Origin of the sequence: Streptomyces rishiriensis, from assembly GCF_003112535.1 — a bacterium.
Classification (GTDB): Bacteria; Actinomycetota; Actinomycetes; order Streptomycetales; family Streptomycetaceae; genus Streptomyces; species Streptomyces rishiriensis.
The window spans coordinates 781574-806753 of record NZ_BEWA01000012.1; the positions used below are offsets into that span (position 1 = coordinate 781574).

A 25180-nucleotide genomic window follows, 5' to 3' on the forward strand; every position below is an offset into this window, starting at 1 on the left:
TTCACTCACCGAGGCGGGCGGCGGCTCCCGTCCCCGCCGTCGGTATCGGCTTCCGCTACGTCGACCGCCGCGGCATCGGCTTGCGCTTCGCCCACTGTCGTGGCATCGGCTTCGGCCATTGTCGCGACTTCCACTTCGCCGACTGCCGTGGCACCGGCTGCGGCGACCGCCGTGGCTTAGGCGTCGTACGAGGTTCGCGCCGTGTTGGTGGGGACGACGTCACGACGGCGTCCGGCGGTTCCGTGGATCAGTAGGGTGCGGCGCATGACACAGCCAGGACCGGCCCCTGAGCTACGGCGGACGCTGGGCGTCGGCGACGCCGTCGTCCTCGGGCTCGGCTCGATGATCGGCGCCGGCGTCTTCGCGGCCCTCGCTCCCGCCGCGCACGCGGCGGGCTCCGGTCTGCTGATCGGGCTCGCGCTCGCCGCGCTGGTGGCCTACTGCAACGCCACGTCGTCGGCACGCCTGGCCGCGCTGTATCCCGCGTCCGGCGGCACGTACGTGTACGGACGCGAACGGCTCGGGGCGTTCTGGGGATATCTGGCCGGATGGTCGTTCGTGGTAGGAAAGACGGCCTCCTGTGCGGCTATGGCGCTGACGGTCGGGGCGTACGTCTGGCCGGGGCAGGAGCACGCGGTCGCCGTGGCGGCCGTGGTGACGCTGACCGCGGTGAACTACGGCGGCATCCAGAAGTCGGCCTGGCTGACGCGGGTGATCGTGACGGTGGTCCTGGCGGTCCTCGCTTCCGTGGTGGTCGTGTGCCTGGGATCGGGCACGTCCGATGCCGGGCGGCTGGAGGTCGGGGCCTCCGAGGGCTTGGGCGGGGTGTTGCAGGCCGCCGGTCTGCTCTTCTTCGCGTTCGCCGGATACGCGCGCATCGCGACCCTCGGCGAGGAGGTGCGGGACCCGGGGCGCACCATCCCCCGCGCGATCCCCCTGGCCTTGGGCATCGCACTTGTCGTGTACGCGTGTGTGGCCGTGGCAGTCCTTTCCGTGTCGGGGGCGGCCGAACTCGGGCGGGCGAGCGCGCCACTGGCCGACGCGGTCCGGGCGGCGGGGGCGCACGGACTGGTGCCGGTGGTACGCGTCGGCGCCGCCATGGCTGCGCTGGGTTCTCTGCTCGCCCTCATCCTGGGCGTCTCACGCACCACGCTGGCCATGGCCAGGGACCGGCATCTGCCCCATGCCCTGGCCGTCGTTCACCCGCGTTTCCAGGTGCCGCACCGGGCCGAACTCGCCGTGGGCGCGGTGGTCGCGGTCCTGGCCGCCACGGTGGACGTCCGAGGTGCGATCGGGTTCTCCTCCTTCGGTGTTCTGGCGTACTACGCCGTGGCCAACGCCTCGGCCTGGACGCTCGATTCGTCTCCCGCGAAGCGGGCGCTGCCCGCGCTGGGACTCCTGGGCTGCCTGGTCCTCGCTTTCGCGCTGCCTGCGTCGTCGGTGGTGGTGGGGGCGGGGGTGCTCGCGGTGGGCGTGGTCGCCTATGGAGTACGAATGCGGCTGACCGGCTGACCGGCTGGCCTGCCGGCCTGCTGATGCGATCCGTGCAGCCGGGGGCGCGACGGCCGAACGGTGCCGACGGGTGCTGGGCGGGCGACAGCTGAACGGTGCCGGGCCAGGCGCCGGGCTCACGCCGTCGCGGTCCGGTCCATCGCCGTGCGTATGCGGAACTGAGTCCACGGAGTCAGGATCAGGTCCTCGTCCATGACGTCGTACCAGCCTGTGCCGTCGAGCCATGCGCGCAACCACTCGGTGAGGCTGGGGGCGTCGACGAACCACGCCTGGTCGGGGTCGCCGGGGTTCGGTTCGAAGAGCAGGACGCTCGCCTGCGGGGAGCGGCAGTCCACGCAGGCGTACATGGCGCAGCCCCAGTGGGATATCGGCAGAACGCCTTCCGACCACGGCCAGTCAGGGTTTCGCCGTCCTCTCTCGCGGTTGGCGAGGTACTGGCTCACGGCAGGTGGTTTGCCGGACGGGGGAACTGTCCAGCAGGGGCAGCAGGCCGTACTCCGGGCCGAATCCGCCGTCCCCTATGCGCAGGTAGAGGTCGGCGAGCAGTGCGGGCAGGGGGAAGCCGAGGGCGGCCTCGGCCTGGGCCACGGTGGACGCGTCCACGGGCTCGGGGAGGGAAGGCCGGCCCCACGGGCGGACGGCGGCCGCCTTGGCCGCCACCCTTTCCAGCAACTGCGCGTTCTCGGTCATGCGTTCATGATGCAAGCCGCCACTGACAACCGGGCCGGCCTGTGGACAACCCGCCGGTTGTGGACAACCCGGCCTGCCGAGCACCCGCCGGCTGGCTGGCCGGCTGGCTGGCTGGCTGGCTGGCTGGCTGGCTGCGGAGAACGACGACGAGCGGGCCGGAGATCAGACGCTCGCGGCGGCACCTTCCATCTCCGCCACCTCCGCCGTCGCTACCGTCTTCACCGTCGCTGCCGCCGTGGCCGTCCATGGCGCTTTCGCCGTGGCCCGTCGCTGCCGTCGCTGCCGTCGCAGCCATGACGGTCGTCGTCAGCGTGATGCGAACGGCTCGTCGGTGCGCACGATTTCGCGGCCCAGCGGGAACAGCGAGACGGGGATCAGCTTGAAGTTCGCGATGCCGAACGGGATGCCGATGATGGTGAGGCAGAGGAGGAAGCCGGTGACGATGTGGCCGATGGCGAGCCACCAGCCGGCCAGGACCAGCCAGAGCACGTTTCCGAGGCAGGACGGCGCGCCGGCGTCCCGCCGCTCGACCGTCGTGTAGCCGAAGGGCCAGAGGGCGAAGATCCCGATACGGAATGCGGCGACGCCGAACGGGATCCCGATAATGGTGACGCAGAGCAGCGCGCCCGCGAGCACGTAGCCGAGGAACAGCCAGAATCCGCTCAGGATCAGCCAGATGACGTTCAGAATGGTCTTCACTGGGGGCGACCTGCCATTTTCTCGAGCCGGGCGATGCGGTCCGCCATCGGCGGATGTGTCGAGAACATCTTGGAGAGTCCCTGACCAGGACGGAAGGGATTCGCGATCATCATGTGACTCGCGGTCTCGATGCGGGGCTCCGGAGGCAGCGGAAGCTGTTTGGTTCCCGTCTCCAGTTTGCGCAGGGCGCTCGCGAGGGCGAGCGGGTCGCCGGTGAGCCGGGCACCGGAGGTGTCGGCCTCGTACTCCCGCGAGCGGCTGATGGCCAGCTGGATGAGGCTTGCGGCGAGGGGGCCCAGGATCATGATCAGGAGAATCCCGAGGATGCCGGGGCCGTCGTCGTCGTCGTCGGAGCGGCCGATCGGGATCAGCCAGGCGAAGTTGACCAGGAACATGATCACCGAGGCCAGTGCGCCGGCGACCGAGGAGATGAGGATGTCCCGGTTGTAGACGTGACTGAGCTCGTGGCCGATGACTCCGCGCAGTTCGCGCTCGTCGAGAAGGCGCAGGATGCCTTCCGTGCAGCACACGGCGGCGTTGCGCGGATTGCGACCGGTCGCGAAGGCGTTGGGCGCTTCCGTCGGGGAGATGTACAGGCGGGGCATGGGCTGGCGGGCCTGGGTGGAGAGATCGCGGACCATCCGGTACAGGGCGGGGGCCTCGAACTCGCTCACCGGGCGGGCGCGCATCGCGCGTAGCGCCAACTTGTCGCTGTTCCAGTACGCGTACGCGTTGGTGCCGAGCGCGATCAGGACCGCGACGACGAGCCCCATGCGGCCGAAGAAGCTGCCGATGACGATGATGAGTGCCGACAGCCCCCCGAGGAGTACTGCGGTCCTGAGCCCGTTGTGCCGGCGGTGCACGGTACGCCCTCCAAGTCGTGCAGCAGGGGAACCCCTTTGAATGCGGATCTTGCTGGTCTCCGGTGTCACTGGTGCCGTGGTGTCACATCCAGTGCACCCTCCCGTACTGGTCAACGCCAGGCGGCAGGCACGAGTTCCCTTGTGCTTGCGGGCAGGGGTGTGGGCCGTCCGGGTGAGGACGGTCGGGATACGCGCGCGTGCGGTCTCAGAAGAGGCCGGTGTCGGCGAAGCGCAGGACCAGCTGGGGAGCTCCGGAGAGGGCGATGCCGAGGGCCGCTGTGAGGGCGATCGCGGCCGTCAGGGGGGCGGGGACGTGGTGCTTCTCGGACTGGCCCTCGGGCGTCCTGAAGAGCAGGGCCGTCCACTGCAGGTAGTAGTACAGGGCGATCACGACGTTGACGGCCATGACGACCGCGAGCCAGCCGAGGCCCGCATCGACGGCCGCCGAGAAGACGGTGACCTTCGCGAAGAGGCCGATGAGCCCCGGCGGCAGTCCGGCGAGGCAGAGCAGGAAGAACGCCAGCAGCAGTGCCGCCAGGGGGTTCCTCGCGTACAGGCCTCGGTAGTCCTCGATCCGGTTCACGGCGCTCGTGCGGCCCACCAGGGCGGCCACCGCGAAGGCGCCGAGGTTCACGGCGGCGTACATGAGGGCGTAGGCGACGGTCGAGCCGACCGCGTGCTCGGCGTCGTCGGAGTACGCGGCGGCTGCGATCGGCACGAGGAGGTAGCCCGCCTGGCCGACGGAGGACCAGGCGAGGAGCCGTACCGCGCTGTACGCGCGCGTGGTCTGCTGGCGGAGGGCGCCGACGTTGCCGACGGTCATGGTGAGGGCGGCCAGCGCGGCCAGGGCGGGGCCCCAGACGTCGGCGTACGAGGGGAAGGCGACGACGGTGACGAGGATGAGGCCGGAGAAGCCGACCGCCTTGCCGACGACCGACAGGTAGGCGGCGATGGGCAGCGGGGCGCCGACGTAGGTGTCGGGAACCCAGAAGTGGAACGGGACGGCGGCCGTCTTGAAGGCGAAGCCGATGAGAGTGAGGACCACGCCGGTCTGGGCAAGGGTGTGCAGTTGGCCGTCGACGTGCTGGATCCGGTCGGCGACCTGGGTGAGATAGAGGGTGCCGGTCGTCGCGTACACGAAGCTGATGCCCAGGAGGCTGACGGTGGTCGCGGTGACGGACGACAGGAAGAACTTCAGAGCCGCTTCGGAGGATCTGCGGTCGCCGTGCCGGATGCCCACGAGGGCGAACGCGGGCAGCGAGGCGACCTCCAGGGTGACGACGAGGGTGGCGAGGTCTCGGGAGGCCGGGAGCAGGGCGGCGCCGGAGGCGGAGGACAGCAGCAGGAACCAGAACTCTCCCTCGGGGAGCCGCCCACGCGCGTCCTTCAGGGCGGTGACCGACAGCAGGGCTGCCAGTAGCGCTCCCCCGAGCACCAGGAACTGGATGACGAGGGTGAAGCGGTCGACGGTGTAGCTGCAGGTGCTCGGCTCGCCGGTCAGGCAGAAGGTGGAGCGGTCGCCGTTCAGAAGGGGCACGAGGAGGGCCGTGGAGGCCATGAGGCCCGCGACCGAGACCCACCCGAGGAGCGGTTTGCGGGCGTCGCCCACGAAGAGGTCTGCGACGAGGACGACGAGGGCGACGACCGCGGTGAGGGTGGGGGGCGCGATGGCCTGCCAGTCGACGGACTGGACCGCCGAATCGGCCAGGGACTGAACCGGGTACTGGGCCAGGGCGCTCATCGGTTGCCTCCTGCGAGGAGCTGCTGCACGGCCGGGTCGGTCAGGCCGAGGAGGACCTTGGGCCACAGGCCGGCGACGACGGTGAGGGCGACGAGCGGGGTCCAGGCCGCGAACTCGTAGGTCTGTACGTCGGCGAGGCGTGGGGCGTCCTGCGCGACGGCGCCCATGCAGACGCGGCGGACCACGGCGAGCAGGTAGGCGGCCGTGAGCAGCGTGCCGAACGCGGCGATCGCCGTGAAGGTGAGGTATGCGGGGCGGCTGAGGCCGGCGGCCGGGTCGAAGGCCCCGAACAGTGCCAGCATCTCGCCCCAGAAGCCGGCGAGGCCCGGTAGGCCGAGCGAGGCGACGGCGGCGAAGGCGAGGAGGCCGCCGAGGCGGGGCGTCCTGCCGTACAGCGCGGCGCCCGTCTGCTCGGCGAGGGTGTCCAGATCGGTCGTTCCGGTCCGGTCCTTCAGCGCTCCGACCAGGAAGAAGAGGAGACCTGTGATCAGACCGTGGGCGATGTTGGCGAACAGCGCGCCGTTCACGCCGGTGGGGGTCATGGTCGCGATGCCGAGGAGGACGAAGCCCATGTGGCCGACGGAGGAGTAGGCGATCAGGCGCTTGAGGTCGCCCTTCGCGCCCTGCTTGGCGAGGGCGAGACAGGCCAGGGATCCGTAGATGATCCCGACGACGGCGAGGGCGGCGAGGTAGGGCGCGAAGGTCCGGAAGCCGTCCGGAGCGACCGGAAGCAGAATCCGGACGAACCCGTACGTTCCCATCTTCAGCAGCACACCGGCCAGCAGGACCGAGCCGACGGTCGGGGCGGCGGTGTGAGCGTCGGGCAGCCAGCTGTGCAGGGGCCACATCGGGGTCTTGACCGCGAGCCCGACACCGATCGCCAGTACGGCGATGACCTGCACGGATGTGGTCAGCGACCGGCCGTTGTCAGTGGCGAGTGCCACCATGTCGAACGTGCCCGCCTTGATTCCGATCAGGAGCAGGCCGAGCAGCATGACCACGGATCCGAGCAGGGTGAAGAGGATGAACTTCCAGGCCGCGCGGGTCCGGCCTTCGCCGCCCCAGCGGGCGATGAGGAAGTACATCGGGATGAGCACCGTCTCGAAGGCGAGGAAGAACAGCAGCAGGTCGAGGACGGCGAAGGTCGCGAGAGTGCCGGACTCGAGCACGAGCACGAGGGCGACGAAGGCCTTGGGGGACGGCCCCTCGGGCTGCTTGAAGTAGGAGTAGAGCGCGCACAGGAAGGTCAGCAGCGCGGTCAGGACCAGCAGGGGGAGGGAGATGCCGTCGATGCCGAGGTGGATGCGCACGTCCAGTGCGGGGATCCAGCTGATGTCCGTGTTGGCCTGCATCTTCGACGGGTGGTCGTGGTCGAAGCCCAGCGCGAGGACGATCGCCGCGACGAGGATGACGCCGGTGACCGTGACGCCGTGCCGGAGCACGGCCTGCTCCGGCGACTTCCCCTTCAGCCCGGGCGGGGCGGGCAGGAGAGCGGCGACGGCCCCGAGGAGCGGGCCGACCACGATGAACGCCAGAAGGACCTGCATCACGGACTCGTTGATATCGATCACGCCTGCTCACGCTCCCGAGGCGACGAGCAGGGCGGCGACCGCGAGGACCACGGTGCCGGCGAGCAGCGCGCTCACATAGGTCTGGACGTTGCCGGTCTGGGCGCGCCGCACGGCGGCCCCCAGCCAGCGGGGCAGGGCGCCCGCGCCGCCTACGTAGGTGTCCACGACCTCCCGGTCGAGGAACCGTACAAGGCTCGCGGCCGCCAGGACGGGGCGTACGAACAGCTCGCGGTAGACGGCGTCGAGGTGGAAGCCGGCGGCCGCGTGGCGGTGCAGTGGGCCGAGCAGGAGCCGTCCGGGGTCAGCGGGGTCGGGCGCGGAGGCCACGTCTCCGTAGGCGGGCGCGTGCGTCGCGATGGCCTCGGCCTCGACCTGGGCCGCGTCGCCCTCGGGGTGGGCGGCGACCGCGCCCAGCGGCACGCGGGCGGCGACCCCGGTGAGGCGGCGCCAGGCCGCGTAGGTGACGAGTCCGCCGACCAGGGCCGCTCCGGTGCCGAGAACGGAGGTGGTGAGGGTCGGCGCGAGATCGTTCCCGTCGAACCAGTCGGGCAGCGTGCGGTAGGCGAACCCTCCGAAGGCGAGGGAGGGGACGGCCAGGATCCACAGCACCACGTTCATGGTGAGGGGCTGGCGGCCGTGGTCGGGGGCTTCCTCGCCGCGGCCGCGGAAGGCCAGCAGCCACAACCGGGCCGCGTAGGCGGCGGTGAGGAAGGCGGTGAGCACACCGGCGACGAGGACGGTCCAGCCCGCGGCGCCGGGGGCGTGCTCGGTGTGGCCGACGGTGACGCGCTCGGCGGCGCCGAGGACGGACTCCTTCGAGAAGAAGCCGCTGAACGGCGGGATCGCGGCGAGCGCGAGGAGCGCCACGGTCATCGTCCAGTAGGCGTCGGGGACGCGGTCGCGCAGGTTGCTCATGCGGGACATGGCGGCCAGCGAGTTGGTGCCGGCGGCGTGGATGATCACGCCGGCCGCTAGGAACAGCAGCGCCTTGAAGGCTCCGTGCGACAGGAGGTGGAAGACGGCGGCGCCGCGGTCGCCGACGGCGAGCGCGCCGGTCATGTAGCCGAGCTGGCCCATCGTCGAGTAGGCGAGGACGCGTTTGATGTCGTCCTGGGCGAGCGCGGCCAGGCCCGAGCCGACCATCGTAACGGCGGCCATCACGGCGAGGACCGTCATCGCGGCCGCGGAGGCCTCGAACACCGGGAGGAGACGGGCGATGAAGTAGACGCCGGCGGCGACCATCGTCGCGGCGTGGATCAGCGCGGAGACGGGCGTGGGGCCCGCCATCGCGTCCGGGAGCCAGGTGTGCAGCGGGAACTGGGCGGACTTGCCGGCCACGCCCGCGAGGAGCAGCAGGGCGACGAGGGTCGGATGGTCGAGTCCGCCGTGGGCGACCGTGCCGAGGATCTTCGTGATCTCGAAGGATCCGGCGTCGGCGGCGAGGGCGAACAGTCCGATCAGGAAGGGGACGTCACCGAGTTTGGTGACTAGGAAGGCCTTGATGGAGGCGGCGCGGGCCTCCGGGGTCTCCCAGTAGTGGCCGACCAGGAAGTAGGAGCAGATGCCCATGACCTCCCAGCCGACCAGCAGCACGATCAGATCGCCGGAGTAGACGACCAGGAACATCGCGGAGGTGAAGAGGGAGACGAGCGCGGCGTACGAGGGGTAGCGCGGGTCCTCGCGCAGGTAGCCGGTGGAGTAGATCTGCACACAGGCGGCCACGAGACCGACGACCACCGCGACGAGGGCGGCGAAGCCGTCGATGTGCAGGGCGAGTTCGATCGGGACCGAGCCGGTGGGGGTCAGTTCGGTGGCCGCGTCGACCGAGGGGCCTCCGCCCTGACGCACGGCGACGACGACGGCCAGTGCGAGGGCGGCGACGGCGGGCAGGACGGCCAGCGGGCGGACGAACCCCGGAGCGGCGCGGCCCAGGAGCAGGCCTGCGGCCGCGCCCAGGAACGGAAGGAGGGGGACGAGCACGGCGAGGGTGGTCGTGGTCACGCGGTGGCCTCAGCCTTCTCGGCGGCCGCTCCGGTCGCGGGGGCGTCGGTGTCGGAGCCGTCCGCCGCAGAGCCCTCTTGGCTCTCGTGGCCCTCGGCGGTGTCGCGGAGCCGGTCGATGTCCGCGGTGCCGCGATTGCGGTGGACGGCGAGGACGATCGCCAGGCCGATGCCGATCTCGGCGGCGGCGATGGCGATGGTGAACAGGGTCAGGGCCTGGCCGGAGTGGAGGGTCTCCTCGGCGGTCTTGCTGAGCCAGACGTCGAAGGCGACCAGGTTGAGGTTGACGGCGTTGAGCATCAGCTCGACCGACATCAGGATCAGGATCGCGTTGCGACGGGCGAGGACGCCGTACAGGCCGGTGCAGAAGAGCAGGGCCGAGAGGACGGCGGGGTAGGCGAGGTGCATCAGCGGGCGCCTTCCTGCTCGGCAGGACCGTCACGGTCGTCTCGGCCGCCACGACCGCCACGACCGTCCTGTTCGTTCCGGGCGTTTCCTTCGTGCCGGCCGGTCCGGCCGTTCCGACCGGATGAGGAGCTCAGGGAATTTCCGTGACTTTCCGTTATGCCAGGGGAACTCTTGGTGGCGACTCGGGAGTTCACAGGGGGAGAGCTCGAATCCGTCTTCGCCTTGCGGGACAGGACGATCGCGCCGACCAGGGCCGCGAGGAGGAGTACGGAGAGGGCCTCGAACGGAAGGACCCAGTTCTGGAAGAGGCTCGTGCCGGTGACCTCGGTCGAGCCGGCGGCCGGGCCGTCCAGGTCGATCCAGGTGGCTCGGAAGGCGTCGACGACCACCCAGATCAGGGCGGCGGCGGAGGCGACGGCGACGGTGAGCGCGGCCCACCGGTTGCCGGAGTCCGCGTCCGGCGAACGGCCGATGGGGGCCTTGGTGAGCATCAGACCGAAGAGGAGGAGCACGACGACGGAACCGACGTAGATGAGGACCTGCACCCAGGCGATGAACTCAGCGGTGAGAAGGAGGTATTCGACGGCGAGGCCACCGAGCGCGACCACGAGCCACAGGGCCGCGTGCACCAGCTGCCTGGTCGTCACGGTGACGAGGGCGGCGCCGAAGGTGACCAGACCGACGAGGAGGAAGGCGATCTCGACGCCGGTCGGAGAGAGGAACCCCTGCGGGGCCTCGGCGAGGCTCACGCGTCTCCCCCTTCGCTTCCGGATCCGGCGGGACCCGGTCCGGACGCGCCGGGTCCGGCGGGACCCGAGCCGGCGGCCGGAGGTTCGGCGGTCTCGGCGCGGGCCGCAGCGGCCAGCTTCTCGGCCGACTTGCGAGCGGCGGCGATCTCCTTCGGCTCCTCGGCGGCGGGGTCGAGGGCGGGCGGGGCCGGCACGGTCCACATCCACTCGCGGAGCTTGTCGCGCTCGTGGGTGAGTTCGTGAATGTCGGTCTCCGCGTACTCGAACTCCGGAGACCAGAACAGAGCGTCGAAAGGACAGACCTCGATGCAGATACCGCAGTACATGCACAGCGAGAAGTCGATGGCGAAGCGGTCGAGCACGTTGCGGCTGCGCTCGCGGCCGCCTGGGGCCGCGGGCGGGACCGTCTCCTTGTGGGAGTCGATGTAGATGCACCAGTCGGGGCACTCACGGGCGCAGAGCATGCAGACCGTGCAGTTCTCCTCGAACAGGCCGATCACGCCACGGGTGCGGGGCGCGAGCTCGGGCTGGGCGTCCGGGTACTGCGCGGTGACGGTCTTCCGCGTCATCGTGCGGAGGGTGACGGCCAGGCCCTTGGCGAGGCCACTGCCAGGAAGGGGGGCCATGGTTACCGGATCACCACCTTGACGACGCCGGTGAGGGCGATCTGGGCGAGAGAAAGGGGGACGAGAAGGGTCCAGGAGAGCTTTTGGAGCTGGTCCTCGCGCAGCCGGGGATAGGTGACGCGCAGCCAGATCACGACGAAGGCCAGGACGGCGGCCTTCAGCAGTGTCCAGACCCAGCCGAGGCCGTCGGCACCCCAGGGACCGTGCCAGCCGCCCAGGAAGAGGACGGTGGTCAGACCGCACAGGACGACGATTCCGGCGTACTCGGCGAGGAGGAAGAGAGCGAAGCGCAGGCCCGTGTATTCGGTGTACGCACCGAAGATGATCTCCGAGTCCGCGACCGGCATGTCGAAGGGCGGCCGCTGGAGTTCGGCGAGGCCGGCGACGAAGAAGACGATCGCGCCGACGATCTGCCAGGGCAGCCACCACCACTCGAAGGCGTCGACGATGCCGGGCAGGGAGACCGTGCCGGCCGCCATCGCCACCGAGGCGGCGGTGAGCAGCATCGGCAACTCGTAGGCGAGGAGTTGGGCGGCGGTCCGCAGGCCGCCCAGGAGGGAGAACTTGTTGGCGCTGGCCCAGCCTGCCATGAGGGAGCCGAGTACGCCGACGCCCATCACGGCGAGCACGAAGAAGATGCCCGCGTCGAGGACCTGCCCGACGGCGCCCTCGCCGGGGCCGATGGGGATGGCGAGCAGGACGAGGAGATACGGCAGAAGGGCGACGGCCGGTGCGAGCTGGAAGATACGGCGGTCCGCGCCCGCGGGGACGATGTCCTCCTTCTGCGCGAACTTCACTCCGTCCGCGACGAGCTGGGCCCAGCCGTGGAAACCGCCCGCGTACATCGGGCCCAGACGGCCCTGCATATGGGCCATGACCTTGTGCTCGGTCTGACCGACGATCAGAGGGAGGGTGAGGAAGACGACGAAGACGACGAGGAGTCGCAGGGCGACGTCGAGAGCGTCGTTCACTGCTGACCTCCTGGGGGGTCCTCGGGGGCGGGGGGTTCGACGTCTGCGGCGGGAGCCGGCCGGCTGTCGGCGGGCGACGGCTTCTCGGCGGGGGTCGCCGGGTCCGGGACGCCGCCGTTCGACTCGCGGTCCGACTTCGGCTGCCGCTCCGGCGCCTGTTCAGGTGCCGGTGCCGGTGCCTGTGCCTGTTGCGGTGCCTGTTGCGGCGCCTGTCCCTGTTCCTGGACCGCTTGCTCCTGGACCGCCTGCTCCTGGACCGCCTGCTCCTGCTGCTGTGCCTGCTTCTGCTTCTGCTCGGGCTCCGGTTCGTCGAAGGCCGGGCGGGCGTGGTGCCAAGGGGCGTCGGAGCTGCGGGAGGCCGTGGCGGGGCGCGAAGGGGTGGCGGCCGACGAGGCAGGGGGCCCGGGGCGCTGTGACGCCGACCCCTGCGAGGCGGACCGCGCGCGATGCGGCCCCGCGGGAGCTTGTGGTGCCGAGTCGCTCCGGGTCGCTTCATCGGCTCCCGTCGTACCAGAGGCTCGTGCGGCTTCCGTGTCCCCGGTCGCGCCTGCGGCTCCCGTGGCCTCAGCGGCTCCTGTGGACCCTGTGGGCTCAGCGGTTCCTGGGGCTTCCGTGGCTCCTGGGGCTTCCGTGGCTCCTGCTCCCGCAGTGTCGGCTGCGCCCGAAATGCCTGCTGCGCCGGTTCCTCGCGCTGCCCCCGCCGCTCCCGTCGGCGCCGCCTGCCCCGCCGGGGCCGTCGGGGCTGGGGGCTGTGGTCGTTGGGAGGCGGAGCCTGCGCCGGCGCTTCGGGTTCGGTGGGGTGTGCCGGGGGCTGCGGGCGCGGGGGTCTCCGGCGCGGTTGACGTCGAGGGCGCCGCCGGGGCCGTCGGAGGCTGGCTTGCTGAGCCCTCGGCTGCGGTGCGGGCGCGGCGGACCGGGCGGTCGGCCGCGGGGCGTGCCGGGCGCTCGCCGGCCGCGCGGCCTGCCGCGGTGCGGGCCGGACGGGTCGGGGCCGGTGGGAGCTGGCCCTTCAGGGGACCCCACTCGTTGGGGTCGGGAACGCCCGGAGGGAGCATCTGGCGGCGCTTGGATCCGCCCTGCTCGGACTCGCCGGGTTCCTTCGCGCCGGGCCAGGCCTTGGCGACGCGGGCCGCCAGGACGAAGTCCTTGCGCAGGGGGTGGCCTTCGAAGGTCTCCGGGAGGAGAAGGTGGTCGAGGCCCGGGTGGCCCTCGAAGGCGACGCCGAACATTTCGTGCGTCTCACGTTCGTGCCAGGCGGCGCCGGCGTAGACATCGACGGCGGTGGCGAGGGTCGGCGTCTCGTGCGGGATCGTCGTGCGCACGAGGAGGCGGCGGACCGGGGACAGGGCCACGACGTGGGCGGAGACGCGGAAGCCCGTGCCGGGTTCGTCGACCGCGCTCAGCCAGTCGAAGTAGCTGCAGGACAAGCGGTCGCGGGCCACGCGCAGGGCGTCGGTCCAGGACGCGGAGGGGACGTCGACGGTGAGGACGTCGTACGACTCCTCGGCCGTGGCCTGTGGACCGAAGAGCTCCTCGGCGGGGGCGGGCAGCCAGCCGACCGTGCTCATCGGCCCTCCTCGGACGTGCCCGAAGCGGGCTCGGAGGCCGTGGGCTCGGCGGTCATGGGCTCGGCGGTCGTGGGCCGGGGCGGCGGTGGAGGGCTCACCAGGTCGCTCTGGAGGGCTGCCGGGGACGGGCGGGACGCGGACGTGCCGTAGCGCTCGTCCAGCGACTCCCGTGCGATCTTCTCCTGGAGCTTGAGGATGCCCTGGAGCAGCGCCTCGGGGCGCGGCGGACAGCCCGGCACGTACACGTCCACCGGGATGATCTGGTCGACGCCCTTCGTCACGGAGTACGAGTCCCAGTAGGGGCCGCCGCAGTTGCTGCACGCGCCGAAGGAGATGACGTACTTCGGCTCGGGCATCTGCTCGTACAGGCGCTTCACCGCCGGTGCCATCTTGTCCGTGACGGTGCCGGAGACGACCATCAGGTCCGCCTGGCGCGGGCCCGGCGCGAAGGGGATGACGCCGAGGCGGATGAAGTCGTGGCGGGCCATCGACGCGGCGATGAACTCGATCGCGCAGCAGGCCAGGCCGAAGTTGAAGACCCACAGCGAGTAGCGGCGGCCCCAGTTCAGGACCACCTTCATCGGTTCGGGGGCGAGGCGGGCCAGGGCGCCGAGTCGCTTCGGCTCGGGCAGGAACACGGGCGCCGACGGCGGCTGCTCCGGCCGGCCGGCCGGCGACGGGTGGGTTTCCGGCGTCACATCCATGTCAGGACGCCCTTCTTGTAGGCGTACAGCAGGCCCACGGCCAGGAAGCCGAGGAAGACGAACATCTCCACGAGTGTGGCCGCCCCGTAGCCGGGGGCCGCGAAGACCGTCGCCCAGGGGAAGAGGAAGATCGAGTCGACCGCGAAGATCACGTACAGGAAGGCGTAGACGTAGTAGCGGACCTGGGTGTGGGCCCAGCCCTCGCCGACGGGGTCGACGCCGCACTCGTACGTCAGGAGCTTCTCCGGGGTGGGGACCACCGGGCGCAGCAGGCGTCCCGCGCCGAAGGCGACGGCGACGAACAGCACGCCGACGACGGCGAGCAGCCCGACGACAGAATATGACTGGAAGTAGTCCGCCGCGACGTCCGCCGCGACATCGACGGTCGGTTCCCGCACGTCCGTCCCCTCGCTCCCTGACCCCGGCCGGCAGCGGCCGCTGCCGGCCGCCTCTACCGCGGTCTGCACGGCGGTCTCCACGACGACCGGCCGTTCGACGATCTGTACGCACGGGAGTCTAGGCCCTGATAAAGGGACAGTAAGCAGCCCGTCACGGCTCGGGGCCCAGGTCGGGGGTTTTCCCCCGACCTGAGAAGGCAGCAGACCTCATGGCGCGGTGACGTGCGGGACGGCAGGCTGAGCCGTATGACCGCTTCCGCCAGCCACTCCGCCGTACGACCGGGAACGTCCGCTCCGGGGGGCGCCGGGTACGACGACGATCGTCCGCCCCCGGTCCGTTTCGCCTACGACCCGCAGACCTGGAAGGAGATCGCGCACCTTCTGACGAATCTGCCGGTGGCGCTGCTCGGGTTCACCTATGTGATGACGGTGATCGTGACAGGGGCCGCGATGACCGTCACCGTGGTCGGTTTCCCGCTGCTGACGGCGGGGCTGACCGGGGCGCGGCTGATGGGCCGGTTCGAGCGGTGGCGGGCCCGTCGGCTGCTCGGGGTGCGCGTCGACGAGCCGAGCCCGCTGCCGCTGCGCAGGGCGGGCGGTCTTCTTCAGCAGATGTGGCTGGCGCTGAAGGACCCGGTGGCCTGGCGCACGGTGCTGTACGACCTGATACGGCTGCCGTGGGGGGTGCTGACGTTCGCCGTGGTCGTCCCGTCCCTGTTCGTGCTGTGGCCGGTGCTGCCGTACCTGGCGCGTGTGCTGACGAACGCGGACCGGGCGATGGTGCGCGGGCTGCTGTCCCCCTCGGACGAGCTGGAGCGGCGGATCGCCGAGCTGGAGTCGGACCGCGGGGTCGTCGTGGACACGGCGGCCGCCGATCTGCGGCGTATCGAGCGGGACCTGCACGACGGGGCGCAGGCCCGGCTGGTCAACCTGGCGATGGGGCTGGGCCTGGCCAAGGAGAAGCTGCTCGAGGGGCAGGCCGACCACGTCGTCGCGGCGATGGTGGACGAGGCGCACGGCGAGGTGAAGCTGGCGTTGCAGGAGTTGCGGGATCTGGCACGCGGGATCCATCCGGCGGTCCTGACCGACCGGGGCCTGGACGCGGCCCTGTCCTCGGTGGCCTCGCGCTGCACGGTGCCGGTGAAGGTGACCGCCGACCTGCCGTCCAGGCCGGCGCAGGCCATCGAGGGCATCGCCTACTTCACCGTCTCGGAGCTGCTGCAGAACGTCAGCAAGCACAGCGGGGCCCGGTCGGCCTCGGTGGACGTGTGGCGGACGGACGACCGGCTGCTCCTCCAGGTGTGGGACGACGGCCGGGGCGGCGCGTCGCTGGACGGCGGCTCGGGGATGCAGGGGCTCGCGGAGCGGCTGGACGCCGTGGACGGGCTGTTCGTCGTGGACTCGCCGGTGGGGGGTCCCACGACGGTGACGGCGGAGCTGCCCTGGCGGGACCGGGGGGCCGGCGACCGCGGGAGGTAGGGAAAACCCCCCTTCCGGGACGCCGACGGACTCCATGGTCCGCGCGCCCGCCGCCGAGGAGGCTGGGAGGTACGGATCGACAGCTGCGCGACGAGCAGGACGACGAGAACGGACGACGCCGATGGCCACGCAGTACGGGCAGTACGGGCAGTACGACCGGTACCGGGAGGACGACGTGTACCGGGAGGACGACCGGTTCGGGCAGAACGGGCGGCCTGGAGGCGGGTCCGGGCGCCGGGGCGGCGAGCGCCGGCATGCGTGGCCGGCCGGACTGCGCGAGCCGCTCACCGCGCGCCACTGGCGCGAGCTCCTCTACGTGCTGCTCGGTCTGCCGATCGGCGTCGTGCTGTTCACGTTCGCCGTGACGATGCTGTCGCTGGGGGCGGGCCTGCTGGTGACGTTCCTCGGCGTCCCGGTGCTGGCGGCGGGCCTGGCCGCGTGCCGGGGGCTCGGTTCGCTGGAGCGGGCCCGGGCGCGCGGGCTGCTCGGCCTGGAGGTGGGCGAGCCCGAGCCGCTCAGGGCGCCCCGGAGCGGCGCGATGAGCTGGATGGGCGCCGTCCTCAAGAGCGGAACGTCCTGGCGGAACATGCTGTACGCGGTGCTCCAGTTCCCGTGGGCGGTGTTCTCCTTCGTCGTCACCGTGACGGTGTGGTCGCTCGGCTGGACGATGCTGACGTACCCGCTGTGGTTCTGGGTCTTTCCGATGTACGGCGGCCAGGGCGGCCTTCAGCTGTACGGCGACGAGCAGCACAGCGTCTACCTCGACAACCCCTTCGAGATCACGGTGACGGCGCTGGTGGGGCTGCTGATCACGCTGGCCTCACCGTGGATCGTGCGGGCGCTGACGACGGTGGACCGGCTGCTGGTGCACGGACTGCTCGGGCCGTCGTCGCTGGGGGCGCGGGTCGTGGAGCTGGAGTCCGACCGTGGCGTCGTGGTGGACACGGCGGCGGCCGATCTGCGGCGCATCGAGCGCGACCTGCACGACGGGGCGCAGGCCCGGCTGGTCAGCCTGGCGATGGATCTGGGGCTGGCCAAGGAGAAGCTGCGGGAGGACCCGCAGGAGGCGGCGCGCATGGTGGGTGAGGCGCACGGCGAGGTGAAGACGGCGTTGCAGGAGCTGCGCGACCTGGCGCGCGGGATCCACCCTGCGGTCCTGACCGACCGGGGCCTGGACGCGGCCCTGTCCTCGGTGGCCTCGCGCTGCACGGTGCCGGTGACGGTGGACGTGGATCTGGTGGAGCGGCCGGCGCCGGCGATCGAGGGCATCGCGTACTTCACGGTCTCGGAACTGTTGCAGAACGTCAGCAAGCACAGCGGGGCCCGGTCCGCCTCGGTGGACGTGTGGCGGACGGACGACCGGCTGATGCTGCAGGTGTCGGACGACGGGGTGGGCGGCGCGGACGCCTCGGGCGGGTCGGGGCTGGCCGGCCTCGCCGGACGGTTGGACGCCGTGGACGGGATCCTGCTCGTGGACTCCCCGGCGGGCGGGCCCACCCGGATCACCGCGGAACTCCCCTGGCGGGGCGGCCTCACCTGAGCCGTCCCTGACTCCACCCCGACCCCGACCCCGACCCGCTGCTGCCGCTGCCGCTGCCGCTGCCGCATACGGACTCAGCCCTCTACGGACTCAGCCCCCTGCGGACTCGGCCCCCTCGTCGCCCCTCCCCTCAAGCCACCCCTCCACTCCCCTCCCCGCGGCCTCTCTTCGGCCTCTCTGTCTCTCTTCGGCTTTCTCCTCGGTCGTGGATGGCCGAAGGTGGTGGTTGATGGCCGAATCGCCGCCGTTCCTTCCCGCAGTCCCTGCTGTTCTGACCGTTGGCCTGCCCGTTCTCGGGTGCAGACGAGCCGGAAGCTGGAATGCTTGACTGGTTCGACCAACGGGGTGGACGGCTGGGGGGCCGAGGATCGTGGAGGACAGGGTGCGGGTGGTCATCGCCGAGGATTCGGTGCTGTTGCGGGAGGGGCTGACCCGGTTGCTGACCGACCGGGGGCACGACGTGGTCGCGGGGGTCGGGGACGCCGGCGCGCTGGTCAAGACCATCACCGAGCTCGACGACAAGGGAGCGCTGCCCGACGTCGTCGTCGCGGACGTGCGGATGCCGCCCACCCATACGGACGAAGGGGTGCGGGCGGCCGTGCAGCTGCGCAGGGCGCATCCGGGGCTCGGGGTGCTGGTGTTGTCGCAGTACGTGGAGGAGCGGTACGCCACCGAACTGCTGGCCGGTTCCAGCCGCGGGGTCGGGTATCTGCTCAAGGACCGGGTGGCCGAGGTGCGGGAGTTCGTGGACGCCGTGGTGCGGGTCGCCCAGGGCGGCACCGCCCTCGACCCGGAGGTCGTCGCGCAGCTCCTCGGACGCAGCCGGAAGCAGGACGTGCTGGCCGGGCTCACGCCGAGGGAGCGGGAGGTCCTCGGGCTGATGGCCGAGGGGCGGACGAACTCGGCGATCGCCCGGCAGCTGGTCGTCAGCGACGGAGCGGTGGAGAAGCACGTCAGCAACATCTTCCTGAAGCTCGGCCTGTCCCCGAGCGACGGGGATCACCGCCGGGTGCTCGCCGTTCTCACCTACCTCAACACCTAGCGAGGTGGCACGCTGCCGTCCGCCGGGCGGAGAACCCCGGCCTGGATCCGGAGCGTCTGACGCGGTGGCGCCGGGAGGCGGGAAATCATGACCAGCGGGGGCGCCGGGCCGTCTCGGGACAGGGAACCGTCCTACGAGAAGCCGAGGGAAGGCGACCCTTACCGACGTAGGGTTGATCCGTGGAGGGCCTTCCCGAAGGCCCTCCGGGACAGCCGTCTCGAGGGAGGTCCAGTTCAGTGACCAGTGAGGTCAGCCGAGCGGAACAGGCCGACGGAACCGACGGAGCGGACGCGGCCGTCGTGGGAGAGCAGCGCAGACCGGGTGGGACGAAGGACGTTCGTCGTCTCGACCGGGTGATCATCAGGTTCGCGGGTGACTCGGGCGACGGTATGCAGCTCACCGGTGACCGCTTCACCTCGGAGACGGCGTCGTTCGGCAACGACCTGTCGACCCTGCCCAACTTCCCCGCCGAGATCCGTGCGCCCGCCGGCACGCTGCCCGGCGTCTCCTCGTTCCAGCTGCACTTCGCCGACCACGACATCCTCACCCCGGGCGACGCGCCCAACGTGCTCGTCGCCATGAACCCGGCGGCGCTGAAGGCGAACATCGCCGATGTGCCCCGCGGCGCGGAGATCATCGTCAACACGGACGAGTTCACCAGACGGGCGATGCAGAAGGTGGGGTACGCGGCCTCGCCGCTGGAGGACGGGTCCCTCGACGGTTACCAGCTCCATCCGGTCCCGCTGACCACACTGACCGTCGAGGCTCTCAAGGAATTCGACCTCACCCGCAAGGAGGCCGAGCGCAGCAAGAACATGTTCGCGCTCGGCCTCCTTTCGTGGATGTACCACCGGCCGACCGAGGGCACCGAGAAGTTCCTGAGGTCGAAGTTCGCGAAGAAGCCCGACATCGCCGCCGCGAACATCGCCGCGTTCCGCGCCGGGTGGAACTTCGGCGAGACGACCGAGGACTTCGCCGTCAGCTACGAGGTGGCTCCGGCGGCGAAGGCGTTCCCGGTGGGCACGTACCGCAACATCTCCGGGAACCTCGCGCTGTCGTACGGGCTGGTCGCCGCCTCCCGCCAGGCCGATCTGCCGCTGTTCCTCGGCTCGTACCCGATCACGCCGGCCTCGGACATCCTGCACGAGCTCAGCCGGCACAAGAACTTCGGCGTGCGCACCTTCCAGGCGGAGGACGAGATCGCCGGCATCGGTGCGGCGCTGGGGGCCGCGTTCGGCGGCTCACTGGCCGTGACGACCACGTCCGGGCCGGGCGTGGCGCTGAAGTCGGAGACGATCGGGCTCGCGGTCTCCCTCGAACTGCCGCTGCTGGTGGTCGACATCCAGCGCGGCGGGCCGTCCACGGGGCTGCCCACCAAGACCGAGCAGGCGGATCTGCTGCAGGCGATGTACGGCCGCAACGGGGAGGCGCCGGTGCCGATCGTCGCGCCGTGCACGCCGGCGGACTGCTTCGACGCGGCGCTGGAGGCGGCCCGGATCGCGCTGACCTACCGCACCCCGGTGATGCTGCTGTCCGACGGTTACCTGGCCAACGGCTCCGAGCCCTGGCGGATCCCGGAGCTGGAGGAGCTGCCGGACCTGCGGGTGCAGTTCGCGCAGGGGCCCAACCACACGCTGGACGACGGCAGCGAGGTGTTCTGGCCGTACAAGCGTGATCCGCAGACCCTGGCGCGGCCGTGGGCGGTCCCGGGCACGCCCGGGCTGGAGCACCGCATCGGCGGGATCGAGAAGGAGGACGGGACGGGGAACATCTCGTACTCGCCCGCCAACCACGACTTCATGGTCCGCACCCGGCAGGCCAAGATCGACGGCATCGAGGTCGCGGACCTGGAGGTGGACGATCCGCACGGAGCGAGCACCCTGGTGCTGGGCTGGGGTTCCACCTACGGGCCGATCACCGCGGCGGTGCGGCGGCTGCGGACGGCCGGGGAGGCCATCGCGCAGGCCCATCTGCGGCACCTCAACCCGTTCCCGCGCAACCTCGGCGCGGTGCTGAAGCGGTACGACAAGGTCGTCGTGCCGGAGATGAACCTCGGCCAGCTCGCCACCCTGATCCGGGCGAGGTTCCTGGTCGACGCGCACTCCTACAACCAGGTCAACGGCATGCCGTTCAAGGCGGAGCAGCTCGCCGCGGCGCTCAAGGAGGCCATCGATGGCTGAGACCTCAGTGGAAGGCACGGGCACGGTCGAGGCGCTCTCGCTCGTCCCCAAGGCCGAGGCCAGGCAGTCCATGAAGGACTTCAAGTCCGATCAGGAAGTGCGCTGGTGCCCCGGCTGCGGTGACTACGCGATCCTGGCGGCCGTGCAGGGCTTCATGCCGGAACTGGGGCTGGCCAGGGAGAACATCGTCTTCGTCTCCGGCATCGGCTGTTCCTCGCGCTTCCCCTACTACATGAACACCTACGGGATGCACTCCATCCACGGGCGCGCTCCGGCGATCGCGACGGGGCTGGCGGCCAGCCGCCGTGACCTGAGCGTGTGGGTGGTGACCGGGGACGGCGACGCGCTGTCCATCGGCGGCAACCATCTGATCCATGCTCTGCGGCGCAACGTCAATCTGAAGATCCTACTGTTCAACAATCGCATCTACGGGCTCACCAAGGGCCAGTACTCGCCCACCTCCGAGGTCGGCAAGATCACCAAGTCGACGCCGATGGGTTCCCTGGACGCCCCGTTCAACCCGGTGTCGCTGGCGCTGGGCGCCGAGGCGTCGTTCGTGGCGCGAACCGTCGACTCGGACCGCAAGCACCTCACGGAGGTGCTGCGCCAGGCGGCCGCCCACCCGGGCACCGCGTTGGTGGAGATCTACCAGAACTGCAACATCTTCAACGACGGCGCGTTCGACGTGCTCAAGGACCGGCAGTCGGCCGAGGACGCCGTGATCCGCCTGGAGCACGGCCGGCCGATCCGGTTCGGCGCGGACGGGGCGCGGGGGGTCGTGCGCGACCGGCAGACCGGCGATCTGAGGATCGTCACGGTGACCCCGCAGAACGAGGCGGAGGTGCTGGTGCACGACGCGCACGCCGCGTCGCCCACCACCGCGTTCGCGCTCTCCCGCCTCGCCGATCCGGACACCCTGCATCACACGCCGATCGGTGTGCTGCGCTCGGTCGAGCGGCCGGTCTACGACACGCAGCTGGCGGACCAGCTGGACTCCGCGATCGAACAGCACGGGAAGGGCGACCTGGCCGCGCTGCTGGCGGGCGGGGACACCTGGACCGTCGTCGGCTGAGGCGCGCGGCGGTTCACGAGGCCCGGGAGCGCAGTTCCCGGGCCTCGTCGTATGCCTGACGGGCCTTCTCGACGTCCGGCATCCGGGTGTGCGTCCATCCGGCCAGCGCGCGCACCTGTTCGGCGGCCTCGCGGCCCAGCTCGGTCAGGGAGTAGTCGACGCGGGGCGGGATGACGGGCTTGGCGTCGCGGTGCACCAGGCCGTCGCGTTCGAGGTTCTGGAGCGTCTGGGTGAGCATCTTCTCGCTGACGGGCCGGCCGACCCGGCCGACCGCCCGGCGCAGTTCGCTGAACCGGTGCGTGCGGTCGAGCAGCTCGATGAGGACGAGGACGCCCCAGCGGCTGGTGAGGTGTTCGAGGACGAGCCGGTAGGGGCACATGCCCTCGGCCTCGACGGGACCCACCTGACTGACCTGCTTGCTTACCGTCATACCAGTACCTTACTTCAAAGTGGGTACTTTCGCATAGTTAGTGCTGCTCCTAAGGTCGGTGACAGACCCGCCGACCCCCACTAGGAGATCCTGAGCCATGAGCATCGTCGTCACCGGAGCCACCGGACACCTCGGCCGCCACGTCGTCGAGCAGCTGCTGGAGAAGGTCCCCGCGGACCGGATCACGGCCGTCGTACGGGACGAGGCCAAGGCCGCCGATCTCGCGGCCCGCGGCGTGCGGCTCGCCGTCGCCGACTACAACGCCCCCGAGACCTTCGACAGCGTCTTCGCCGCCGGCGACAAGGTGCTGCTGATCTCGGGCAACGAGTTCGACAAGGGCCGCCCCGCCCAGCACCAGGTCGTGATCGACGCCGCGAAGGCGGCCGGGGTCGCGCTCCTCGCCTACACCAGCGCACCGGGCGCGCTGAGCGCCGCGCTGGCGGACGACCACCGCACCACCGAGCAGGCGCTGCTCGCCTCCGGCCTGCCGTACACGCTGCTGCGCAACGGCTGGTACCACGAGAACTACACCGAGAACCTCGCCCCGGTGCTGGAGCACGACGCCGTCGTCGCGGCCGCCGGCGAGGGCCGTGTCTCCTCCGCCTCCCGCGCCGACTACGCGGCCGCCGCCGTCGCCGTGCTGACCGGCGAGGGCCACGAGAACAAGACGTACGAACTGGGCGGCGACGAGGCCTGGAGCCTCGCCGAGTACGCCGCGGAGCTGAGCCGGCAGACCGGCAGGGAGATCGCCTACAACTCCGTGTCCACCGAGGTTCTCACCGGCATCCTGACCGGCGCCGGGCTGCCCGGGCCGTTCGCCGCGATCCTGGCCGGCGTGGACGCGTCCATCGAGAAGGGCGAGCTGGTCGTCTCCAGCGGCGACCTCTCCCGGCTGGCCGGCCGGCCCACCACGCCGCTGTCGGAGGCGATCACGGCCGCCCTCAAGGCCTGACGCCCCCAGCTCGACAGCATGCCCGCCGGGCGCCCCTGGCTGTCATGACCGTATGGCGATACGGGCATGACAGACGGGGGCGCCCGGCGTTACCTTCTTCCTCGCATGCGTGACGTGAGAAGGAGGTGCCCGTGGCCGGGACGTCGAGGAGTGAGGGCCGGACAGGCCTGCTGAACGGCTTCGCGGCTTACGGGATGTGGGGCCTGGTGCCCCTCTTCTGGCCGCTGCTCAAACCGGCCGGGGCGATGGAGATACTCGCCCACCGCATGGTGTGGTCCCTCGCCTTCGTCGCGGCCGCGCTGCTCTTCGTGCGGCGCTGGGCCTGGGCCGGCGAGCTGCTGCGCCAGCCGCGCCGGCTGGCGCTCGTGGTGGTCGCCGCGGCCGTCATCACCGTCAACTGGGGCGTCTACATCTGGGCCGTGAACAGCGGACACGTGGTCGAGGCCTCGCTCGGGTACTTCATCAACCCGCTGGTCACGATAGCCATGGGGGTGCTGCTCCTGAAGGAGCGGCTGCGGCCCGTGCAGTGGACGGCGGTCGGCATCGGCCTGACGGCGGTGCTGGTCCTGACCGTGGGCTTCGGCCGTCCTCCGTGGATCTCCCTCTGCCTGGCGTTCTCCTTCGCCACCTACGGACTGGTGAAGAAGAAGGTCAACCTCGGCGGCGTCGAGTCGCTGGCCGCCGAGACCGCCGTCCAGTTCCTGCCCGCGCTCGGCTACCTGCTGTGGCTGTCCGCCCACGGAGACGCCACGTTCACCGCCGAGGGCCCCGGACACGCGGCCCTGCTCGCCTCCACGGGCATCGTCACCGCACTCCCCCTCGTCTGCTTCGGCGCGGCGGCGATCCGCGTTCCGCTGTCCACGCTGGGCCTGCTGCAGTACCTGGCGCCGGTCTTCCAGTTCCTGCTCGGCGTCCTGTACTTCGGCGAGGCCATGCCGCCCGAGCGGTGGGCCGGGTTCGCCCTGGTGTGGCTGGCGCTGGTGCTGCTCACCGGTGACGCGCTGCGCACCTCCCGCCGGACGTCCCGGACCCTGGCCGCCGAGCTCGCCCGGATCCGCGCCGAGGAGGTGGCCTCCGCCGCGTCCGGCGCGCCCCGGATCCCGGCGGCCGGACACATGACGTCGCAGCGGCCGGACGCATGATGTCGCAGCGGCCGCACGGATCACGTCGTGGCGGCCGGTCGGATCACGGTGTACGGGAGGCAGGCGCGACGCGGGGCTGCTACTAGTGGCTGCATGACCGACTCAACCGCGGGATCCGGGCTCGCGCCCGCGCCCGTGCACTGGAAGCTCGTCGTCGACGCCGCCGACCCGCACGCAGAGGCCGATTTCTGGGCGTCCGCCCTGCACTACGAGGTCGAGGACAACAGCGCGCTGATCGAGCGGCTGCTGGAGCTCGGCGCGCTGCCCGGCGCGGCGACGCTGGAGTTCCACGGCCGTCCCGCCTTCCGGGACCTGATCGCCGTACGCCACCCCGACGACCCCTACGACCCCGACAGCGGGACCGGTCAGGGGCGGCGGCTGCTGTTCCAGCGGGTGCCGGAGGCCAAGACGGTGAAGAACCGGCTGCACATCGATCTGCATCCCGGCGCGGGACGGCGGGCCGACGAGGTCGAGCGGCTGCGGGGGCTGGGCGCGAGCGTGCTGCACGAGGTGACGGAGCCGTCCGGAGCGTGGACGGTGATGGCGGACCCTGAGGGAAACGAGTTCTGCGTGCACTAGACGGGCGGCTCCTCCCGTCCGGTGGGTGGACCCTCGGGTCATCGCGTGGGTGGACCCGCGGGTCATCGCGTGGGTGGACCCGCGGGTCGTCCCGTGGGTGGACCCTCCGGTCGCCGCGCGGGTGGACCCGCGGGTCGTCCCATGGGTGGATCCCGTGTCCGGTTGACGCTCTTGACGTGACATCAGGGGCGAGTTCACCATCCTGGAACCCCACTCACTGTGGAATCACTGTGACCCGGTGATTCCCGAGAAAATTCGGAGCCC

At 71.1% G+C, this 25180-nt stretch carries 22 protein-coding genes and 1 pseudogene; 9 read left to right on the plus strand and 14 right to left on the minus strand.

Going from position 1 to position 25180, the window contains the following annotated elements; translation table 11 throughout:
- Positions 1 to 264 precede the first annotated feature (264 nt).
- Positions 265 to 1512 (plus strand): APC family permease, encoded by a 1248-nt coding sequence (locus tag Sri02f_RS22945; protein WP_109003139.1) that lies wholly within the window; start codon positions 265 to 267, stop codon positions 1510 to 1512.
- A gap of 116 nt (positions 1513 to 1628) precedes the next feature.
- Here the strand turns inward: Sri02f_RS22945 and Sri02f_RS22950 are convergent.
- The 13 genes and pseudogenes from Sri02f_RS22950 to Sri02f_RS23010 all read right to left on the minus strand — a co-directional run bounded on the left by Sri02f_RS22950 (position 1629) and on the right by Sri02f_RS23010 (position 14500).
- Positions 1629 to 2202 (minus strand): annotated as a pseudogene (locus Sri02f_RS22950) (SMI1/KNR4 family protein).
- Positions 2203 to 2508: 306 nt separating this feature from the next.
- Positions 2509 to 2901 (minus strand): YccF domain-containing protein, encoded by a 393-nt coding sequence (locus Sri02f_RS22955; RefSeq protein WP_109003140.1) that lies wholly within the window; start codon positions 2899 to 2901, stop codon positions 2509 to 2511.
- Complete coding sequence (htpX, locus tag Sri02f_RS22960; protein WP_109003141.1) at positions 2898 to 3764, minus strand: zinc metalloprotease HtpX; 867 nt, start codon at positions 3762 to 3764, stop codon at positions 2898 to 2900. The genes Sri02f_RS22955 and htpX overlap by 4 nt, the downstream gene beginning before the upstream one ends.
- Positions 3765 to 3969: 205 nt before the next feature.
- The gene (locus tag Sri02f_RS22965; RefSeq protein WP_109003142.1) at positions 3970 to 5505 is read right to left on the minus strand and encodes an NADH-quinone oxidoreductase subunit N; all 1536 of its coding nucleotides are present in this window, start codon (positions 5503 to 5505) and stop codon (positions 3970 to 3972) included.
- Positions 5502 to 7076, minus strand: a complete 1575-nt coding sequence (locus Sri02f_RS22970; protein WP_109003143.1) for an NADH-quinone oxidoreductase subunit M — start codon at positions 7074 to 7076, stop codon at positions 5502 to 5504. The genes Sri02f_RS22965 and Sri02f_RS22970 overlap by 4 nt, the downstream gene beginning before the upstream one ends.
- A 6-nt stretch (positions 7077 to 7082) precedes the next feature.
- Positions 7083 to 9077 (minus strand): NADH-quinone oxidoreductase subunit 5 family protein, encoded by a 1995-nt coding sequence (locus tag Sri02f_RS22975; RefSeq protein WP_109003144.1) that lies wholly within the window; start codon positions 9075 to 9077, stop codon positions 7083 to 7085.
- Entirely contained in the window at positions 9074 to 9484 is a 411-nt protein-coding gene (gene nuoK, locus Sri02f_RS22980; RefSeq protein WP_109003145.1) for an NADH-quinone oxidoreductase subunit NuoK, read from the minus strand. The genes Sri02f_RS22975 and nuoK overlap by 4 nt, the downstream gene beginning before the upstream one ends.
- Positions 9484 to 10233, minus strand: coding sequence for an NADH-quinone oxidoreductase subunit J family protein (locus tag Sri02f_RS22985; RefSeq protein WP_109003146.1), 750 nt, complete (start codon positions 10231 to 10233; stop codon positions 9484 to 9486). The genes nuoK and Sri02f_RS22985 overlap by 1 nt, the downstream gene beginning before the upstream one ends.
- On the minus strand, positions 10230 to 10859 hold the full coding sequence (locus Sri02f_RS22990; RefSeq protein ID WP_109003147.1) for a NuoI/complex I 23 kDa subunit family protein: 630 nt from the start codon (positions 10857 to 10859) through the stop codon (positions 10230 to 10232). Before Sri02f_RS22990 ends, Sri02f_RS22985 begins: the two co-directional genes overlap by 4 nt.
- A 2-nt stretch (positions 10860 to 10861) precedes the next feature.
- Positions 10862 to 11830 carry a complex I subunit 1/NuoH family protein gene (locus Sri02f_RS22995; protein WP_109003148.1) on the minus strand — a complete coding sequence of 323 codons (969 nt, stop codon included), beginning with the start codon at positions 11828 to 11830 and terminating at the stop codon, positions 10862 to 10864.
- Positions 11827 to 13398, minus strand: a complete 1572-nt coding sequence (locus Sri02f_RS23000) for an NADH-quinone oxidoreductase subunit C (RefSeq protein WP_109003149.1) — start codon at positions 13396 to 13398, stop codon at positions 11827 to 11829. The genes Sri02f_RS22995 and Sri02f_RS23000 overlap by 4 nt, the downstream gene beginning before the upstream one ends.
- Complete coding sequence (locus Sri02f_RS23005) at positions 13395 to 14102, minus strand: NADH-quinone oxidoreductase subunit B (RefSeq protein WP_245970729.1); 708 nt, start codon at positions 14100 to 14102, stop codon at positions 13395 to 13397. The genes Sri02f_RS23000 and Sri02f_RS23005 overlap by 4 nt, the downstream gene beginning before the upstream one ends.
- A complete protein-coding gene (locus Sri02f_RS23010) occupies positions 14093 to 14500 on the minus strand; it encodes an NADH-quinone oxidoreductase subunit A (protein WP_109003223.1) in 408 nt (135 codons plus the stop codon). Before Sri02f_RS23010 ends, Sri02f_RS23005 begins: the two co-directional genes overlap by 10 nt.
- Positions 14501 to 14746: 246 nt before the next feature.
- On the opposite strand from Sri02f_RS23010, the gene Sri02f_RS23015 reads away from it, so the two are divergent.
- The 5 genes from Sri02f_RS23015 to Sri02f_RS23035 all read left to right on the plus strand — a co-directional run bounded on the left by Sri02f_RS23015 (position 14747) and on the right by Sri02f_RS23035 (position 21813).
- The gene (locus tag Sri02f_RS23015) at positions 14747 to 15979 is read left to right on the plus strand and encodes a sensor histidine kinase (protein WP_109003150.1); all 1233 of its coding nucleotides are present in this window, start codon (positions 14747 to 14749) and stop codon (positions 15977 to 15979) included.
- 121 nt (positions 15980 to 16100) lie between these two features.
- On the plus strand, positions 16101 to 17519 hold the full coding sequence (locus Sri02f_RS23020) for a sensor histidine kinase (RefSeq protein WP_109003151.1): 1419 nt from the start codon (positions 16101 to 16103) through the stop codon (positions 17517 to 17519).
- 382 nt (positions 17520 to 17901) lie between these two features.
- The gene (locus Sri02f_RS23025; protein ID WP_507772818.1) at positions 17902 to 18561 is read left to right on the plus strand and encodes a LuxR C-terminal-related transcriptional regulator; all 660 of its coding nucleotides are present in this window, start codon (positions 17902 to 17904) and stop codon (positions 18559 to 18561) included.
- A 236-nt stretch (positions 18562 to 18797) separates the two neighbouring features.
- Positions 18798 to 20741, plus strand: a complete 1944-nt coding sequence (locus Sri02f_RS23030) for a 2-oxoacid:acceptor oxidoreductase subunit alpha (RefSeq protein WP_109003153.1) — start codon at positions 18798 to 18800, stop codon at positions 20739 to 20741.
- Positions 20734 to 21813 carry a 2-oxoacid:ferredoxin oxidoreductase subunit beta gene (locus Sri02f_RS23035; RefSeq protein ID WP_109003154.1) on the plus strand — a complete coding sequence of 360 codons (1080 nt, stop codon included), beginning with the start codon at positions 20734 to 20736 and terminating at the stop codon, positions 21811 to 21813. Before Sri02f_RS23030 ends, Sri02f_RS23035 begins: the two co-directional genes overlap by 8 nt.
- A gap of 13 nt (positions 21814 to 21826) precedes the next feature.
- Here the strand turns inward: Sri02f_RS23035 and Sri02f_RS23040 are convergent, their stop codons facing one another.
- Positions 21827 to 22243, minus strand: coding sequence for a winged helix-turn-helix transcriptional regulator (locus tag Sri02f_RS23040; protein WP_109003155.1), 417 nt, complete (start codon positions 22241 to 22243; stop codon positions 21827 to 21829).
- Positions 22244 to 22340: 97 nt separating this feature from the next.
- On the opposite strand from Sri02f_RS23040, the gene Sri02f_RS23045 reads away from it, so the two are divergent.
- From Sri02f_RS23045 to Sri02f_RS23055, 3 genes are all read left to right on the plus strand, one after another.
- A complete protein-coding gene (locus Sri02f_RS23045; protein WP_109003156.1) occupies positions 22341 to 23195 on the plus strand; it encodes an SDR family oxidoreductase in 855 nt (284 codons plus the stop codon).
- Positions 23196 to 23326: 131 nt separating this feature from the next.
- Positions 23327 to 24337 carry an EamA family transporter RarD gene (rarD, locus tag Sri02f_RS23050; RefSeq protein WP_245970730.1) on the plus strand — a complete coding sequence of 337 codons (1011 nt, stop codon included), beginning with the start codon at positions 23327 to 23329 and terminating at the stop codon, positions 24335 to 24337.
- A 93-nt stretch (positions 24338 to 24430) separates the two neighbouring features.
- Entirely contained in the window at positions 24431 to 24916 is a 486-nt protein-coding gene (locus Sri02f_RS23055) for a VOC family protein (RefSeq protein ID WP_109003157.1), read from the plus strand.
- Positions 24917 to 25180: the final 264 nt, after the last annotated feature.